Below are 4,420 nucleotides of genomic sequence, written 5' to 3'. Positions count from 1 at the left end.
CTACTACACGTTGCTTGTCGGCGGCAGCGTCGTTCTGTTCATTGTTGCCGCCATATGGAGGTAGGAGAATGTTGAGTGTCGCGATAATCGTGCCGTTATTGGCAGCCATCGCACTGTTGGCCATGCCCCGTGACCGGCCCGAACTTGCTCGCCGGACGGCGTTTGGTGTCAGTTTGGTGCCGTTGGCGTTGATCGTGGCTGCCTGGGTCAGGTTTCAAGGCGGACCGGGGTTCGAGATGGTCGAGTCACATGCCTGGATCCCTTCGATCGGGGTTTCCTACCAGGTCGGATTGGACGGACTATCGCTACCTTTGGTGGCGCTGACTGCTCTACTGTTCAGCGCTTCAATCATATTTCCAGTCGACTTGCGAGGGCGGGCCAGGCAGTACTACGCCGCCTTTCTCTTCCTCGAGGGTGCTTCGCTCGGTCTCTTTCTGGCGCTCGATCTGATCCTCTTCTTCGTTTTCTTCGATTTGTCACTCGTGGGCATGTATTTTCTGATCGCCATCTGGGGGCACGGAAACGCGCATCGCTCGGCTCTCAAGTTTTTTGTTTATACCCTGGTTGGTTCCTTGTCTCTTCTGCTTGGGATTCTCGGGATATATCTGAACTCGGGAGACCAGCGCACGTTCGACATGATCGACATCATTACGAATCAGCCGTTGCCGACTACCGGTCTTGCTCCTGTTCTGATCTTTTGGGCGATTGCATTGGGATTTATGATCAAGACACCGCTGGCGCCATTTCATACGTGGCTTCCCTCAGCCCACGTAGATGCACCCGCGCCGGCTTCGACGATCCTGGCCGGTGTGTTGCTCAAGATGGGCACCTATGGATTCGTACGGATCTTGCTGCAGATGATGCCGGAAACCTTCGGCCGGTTCTCGCTGCCGATCGCAATAATCGCCGTAATCAGCATCGTCTACGGGGCGCTCGTAGCGATGGCTCAAACGAACCTCAAAAGATTGGTGGCGTATACGTCGGTTAACCACATGGGATACGTAATTCTGGGCGTAGCAGTTGCCGCCAACATTGGTGCAAGCGAAGGGGCTCGTTCGCTAGCCCTTACCGGGGCAACGATTGAGATGGTCGCCCACGGCCTCATCACTGGCGCCATGTTCCTCCTAACCGGATCAGTCCTCGCCCGTGGCAAGACCTTCGAAATGGACGAATACGGCGGTTTGGCAGCACGGGCTCCGGCATTGACAGGTGCGATGATCCTGGCCGCATTCGCCTCGCTGGGATTACCCGGACTTGCCGGCTTTGTGGCCGAGTTCCAGATCTTCGCCGGAACGCTCGGCGTATACCCATGGCTGGCGGGTACAGGTCTGCTCGGAATTGTGATCACGGCGGCCCTCTTCCTGCGAATGGTGCAGAAGGTGTTCCTGGGGCCTCTGCCAGAGCGGTGGTCGGAATGGACTGACCTTGGTGGGTGGGAATTGGCAGCCATTGTCCCGATGCTGATCCTCGTGGTCGTCATAGGGATCGCTCCGGCCTGGCTGGTCAACGTGGTCGATTCGGCAACGCGCGTCATGACTGGGGGCTGACGTGCAGGACATGGGTACGCAGATGGTCGGTTTTGTCGGGGACATCCTGCCCGAGCTGATCCTGGCAGCCGGATCCATCCTTGTCTTACTCGTCGCGTTGTTTACTCCGCGGCGGATGCAACCATGGATCGCGCTCGTCGCGACCGCGGTTCTGGTTGCCGCGGCGATCTTCGCGGGCCTCGATATTATCGACCCCCCCGGATTGACGTTCTTTGACTCGCTCGCCGCCGACGGAGTAGGGAGGTGGGCAACGCTTCTGCTGGCAGTAGTCGGGTTGTTGGTCGTGGCGTTATCGGTCGAGTGGTTTCGCTCGGATGACCGCCAGGGTGAGTACTACGTCATGGTGGTCTTCGGAACCCTCGGGGCCGTGCTCTTGGCAGGGGCAACCGACCTCATGGAACTGGTTCTGGCCATGATACTGTCGTCCGTCGCAGGATATACGCTGGCGGCATTCCATCGCCGGTCTCGGGCCTCGGCTGAGGCAGGCATGAAATACTTTCTGCTCGGCGCCCTCGCCAACGGGGCAATGGTCTACGGCGTTGCTCTCCTCTTCGGGTTATCAGGTGGCACAACGTTCGCCGACGTCGGTCCGGGTCTGGTCAACGCCGATCCGCTCGCTCTGGTAGTCGGGTTTGGTCTGGTGACTATTGGCGTGGCTTTCAAGATGGGCGTAGCACCAGTCCATCCCTGGGTGCCCGATGTCGCCGAAGGGGCTCCCGCCCCGGCTGCGACATTCCTCATGATCGTCGGGAAAATAGGTGCGTTGGTGTTCCTGGCTCGCCTCGTTCTCATACTTCCCGACACCCAGTTGGGTTGGAGACCGCTGGTGGCTCTGCTGGCGGCCGTCACCATGACCCTCGGCAACCTCGTTGCCTTGCGGCAGGATGATGTCAGGCGTCTGCTCGGCTGGTCGGCCGTTTCGCAGGCCGGTTATGGGCTGATGGCGGTTGTGGCGCTCGGTCGCAGTGGTCTCGCCCTTCCTTCTCTCCTCATGTTCCTGGTTGCCTACGCATTCGGTACGGTCGCGGTGTTCGGCGTGGTCGTTCAGCTGAGAGGTCTCACGGATCGCCATTCCTATCGAGGTCTCAGTAGTCCCCATCCGTGGCTCATGGGGGCCATGTTGGTCGGATTCCTTTCCTTTGTTGGTATTCCCCCGCTGGGGGGTTTTGCCGCCAAGCTCCTCCTGATGGGAGCTGTGATTGATGCGGGATACGCGTGGTTGGCTGTGCTCGCTGTGGTCAACTCGGCGATATCGCTGGTCTATTACCTGCGAGTGCTTGGGCCTGCTTACCTCGGTGAGTCAACTGGTAAACGACCCACTATGGGTCGGCTGTCTGGCGTGTCGATTGGGGTGGCGACTGTCGCCGTAATTTTGGTCGGTGTTGCTGCTCAGCCGCTGCTGCGCGCCTGGGAAGCCGTACAGCTATTGACCGGGTAGTTCCGCTCGGCGTAGTCCGGGCCGACCAGGTCTCCGCGAGTGCTGAGGATCTGGCGTTCCCGTCGGCGCCACTGACGTTGGCTCCACTCCTGATGTCGGCGCTGCCAACGGCCGGTCAAAAGGTTCATCGGTTTCCCAAGTTCGATCGGTCTGCCGGCTTTGGCGCCGCTCTACAACGCTTCGTTTTCGGTTTCTCCCGTTGCTGTGGCCCGGCAATGACTAGCGATTATCCATGGCTCTTACGGGTGGGCGTGCCTATGAGGAGCCGAGTGGACATGAATGGCCGTGCGAGGGCGTCTCACGAGGACTTCCTCGCCGATGGTTTGGCAACGGTTGGGGTCGGTGCAATCGGCCGGATTGAGCTTTTTGGCACGTTTCGTCATGACGGTTAACTGGGCGCGGGTCCGTTGAAGATCAGAAATGTGGGCTTCAAGATCCTTAAGGTGACGTTCGAGCAGATCAACTACGTGGTCGCACGTTGTTTCTCCCTGGTCTCGGAGATCGACGATCGAGCCGATCTCAGTCAGGGTTAGACCGCTCGCCTGGGCGTCACGAATGAACCGTAAGCGGGCGATGGCGTCATCGTCGTACTCGCGATATCCATTTTCGCTGCGTTCGGGCTCTGGAAGCAGCCCGATGTCCTCGTAGTAGCGGATGGTCTTGGTGGGTACTGCCGCCCTTTGTGATAATTCGCCGATTCGCATGTGGTCATCATAGTCACTTGACATTCCAGTCGGGTAGAAGGTGTACGGTCGGAGGAGGATCAACAAAATGTGACACTATGCCAACGGATACTGACAGCCGGATGGAGCAACTTGAGGTGATTCGCAGCTATGACCCGATGGCATGGCTGTACGACTTTTATGACGCCCCGATGGAGCTATTGGGCCTTCGGAGGCGCCGTCGACGGGTGAATCTTCAGGCTTACGGCGAGACGCTTGAGGTTGGGAGTCGGAACTGGCAAGAACCTCGCCCATTATCGACCCGACGTTGAGCCAAGCGCTGTGAATGTTTCGGCGCCGATGTTGAGGCGGCCGGAACGCCGAGCTGCTCAACTCGGAGCGAAGTGAAGTTGGACCTCGTTGGTGTCACTGCCATGCCGTCTCCCGACGATGCGTTTGATGCGCCTGTCGCGACTTCGGTGGTTTGTTCCGTCGCAGCGCCCATCGACGGGCTTCGTGAACTGGGCCGTATTTTGTTAACAACGGGGTTCTCGTTGGTGGTCACCGCCATTGACTTCTATCCACAGAACTGGGCATGGTTTTGCGGCAGGCAACATTGCGGTGGCTTCGCGCTATTGGGCACCGTGGCGTGGCTGGTAGCTCTTGGCGCGGCGAACGCTGTCGCGTTCAGCCGGATCGCCCGTCCGCAGAAAGGCTGACCGGCTGGTTCATCGACGGTTTTGTTGCCAGGTGACCTGCCATTGAGCTGCTCG

Annotated in this window: 5 protein-coding genes; 4 read left to right on the top strand and 1 reads right to left on the bottom strand. The window is 59.1% G+C overall.

Going from position 1 to position 4,420, the window contains the following annotated elements; genetic code table 11:
* Positions 1-68: 68 nt before the first annotated feature.
* Complete coding sequence (locus tag JJE47_11290; GenBank protein ID MBK5268005.1) at positions 69-1,547, top strand: NADH-quinone oxidoreductase subunit M; 1,479 nt, start codon at positions 69-71, stop codon at positions 1,545-1,547.
* 22 nt (positions 1,548-1,569) lie between these two features.
* Entirely contained in the window at positions 1,570-2,985 is a 1,416-nt protein-coding gene (locus JJE47_11285; GenBank protein ID MBK5268004.1) for an NADH-quinone oxidoreductase subunit N, read from the top strand.
* A gap of 239 nt (positions 2,986-3,224) precedes the next feature.
* Here the strand turns inward: JJE47_11285 and JJE47_11280 are convergent, their stop codons facing one another.
* Entirely contained in the window at positions 3,225-3,689 is a 465-nt protein-coding gene (locus JJE47_11280) for a heavy metal-responsive transcriptional regulator (protein MBK5268003.1), read from the bottom strand.
* Positions 3,690-3,766: 77 nt separating this feature from the next.
* Between JJE47_11280 and JJE47_11275 the strand changes: the two genes are divergently transcribed.
* Both JJE47_11275 and JJE47_11270 read left to right on the top strand, forming a co-directional pair.
* On the top strand, positions 3,767-3,979 hold the full coding sequence (locus tag JJE47_11275) for a hypothetical protein (protein MBK5268002.1): 213 nt from the start codon (positions 3,767-3,769) through the stop codon (positions 3,977-3,979).
* Between the two features lie 102 nt (positions 3,980-4,081).
* Positions 4,082-4,366 carry a hypothetical protein gene (locus JJE47_11270; GenBank protein MBK5268001.1) on the top strand — a complete coding sequence of 95 codons (285 nt, stop codon included), beginning with the start codon at positions 4,082-4,084 and terminating at the stop codon, positions 4,364-4,366.
* Positions 4,367-4,420 lie beyond the last annotated feature (54 nt).

It is taken from the genome of Acidimicrobiia bacterium (assembly GCA_016650365.1).
GTDB lineage: Bacteria > Actinomycetota > Acidimicrobiia > Spongiisociales > JAENVV01 > JAENVV01.
This window is presented reverse-complemented; position numbering and strand designations above follow the sequence as displayed.

Excerpts from the sequence above, each read along its gene's own strand:
- JJE47_11290 (MBK5268005.1), top strand. The coding sequence starts at position 69 with ATGTTGAGTGTCGCGATAATCGTGCCGTTATTGGCAGCCATCGCACTG.
- JJE47_11280 (MBK5268003.1), bottom strand. The coding sequence starts at position 3,689 with ATGCGAATCGGCGAATTATCACAAAGGGCGGCAGTACCCACCAAGACC.
- JJE47_11285 (MBK5268004.1), top strand. The coding sequence starts at position 1,570 with ATGGTCGGTTTTGTCGGGGACATCCTGCCCGAGCTGATCCTGGCAGCC.
- JJE47_11275 (MBK5268002.1), top strand. The coding sequence starts at position 3,767 with ATGCCAACGGATACTGACAGCCGGATGGAGCAACTTGAGGTGATTCGC.
- JJE47_11270 (MBK5268001.1), top strand. The coding sequence starts at position 4,082 with ATGCCGTCTCCCGACGATGCGTTTGATGCGCCTGTCGCGACTTCGGTG.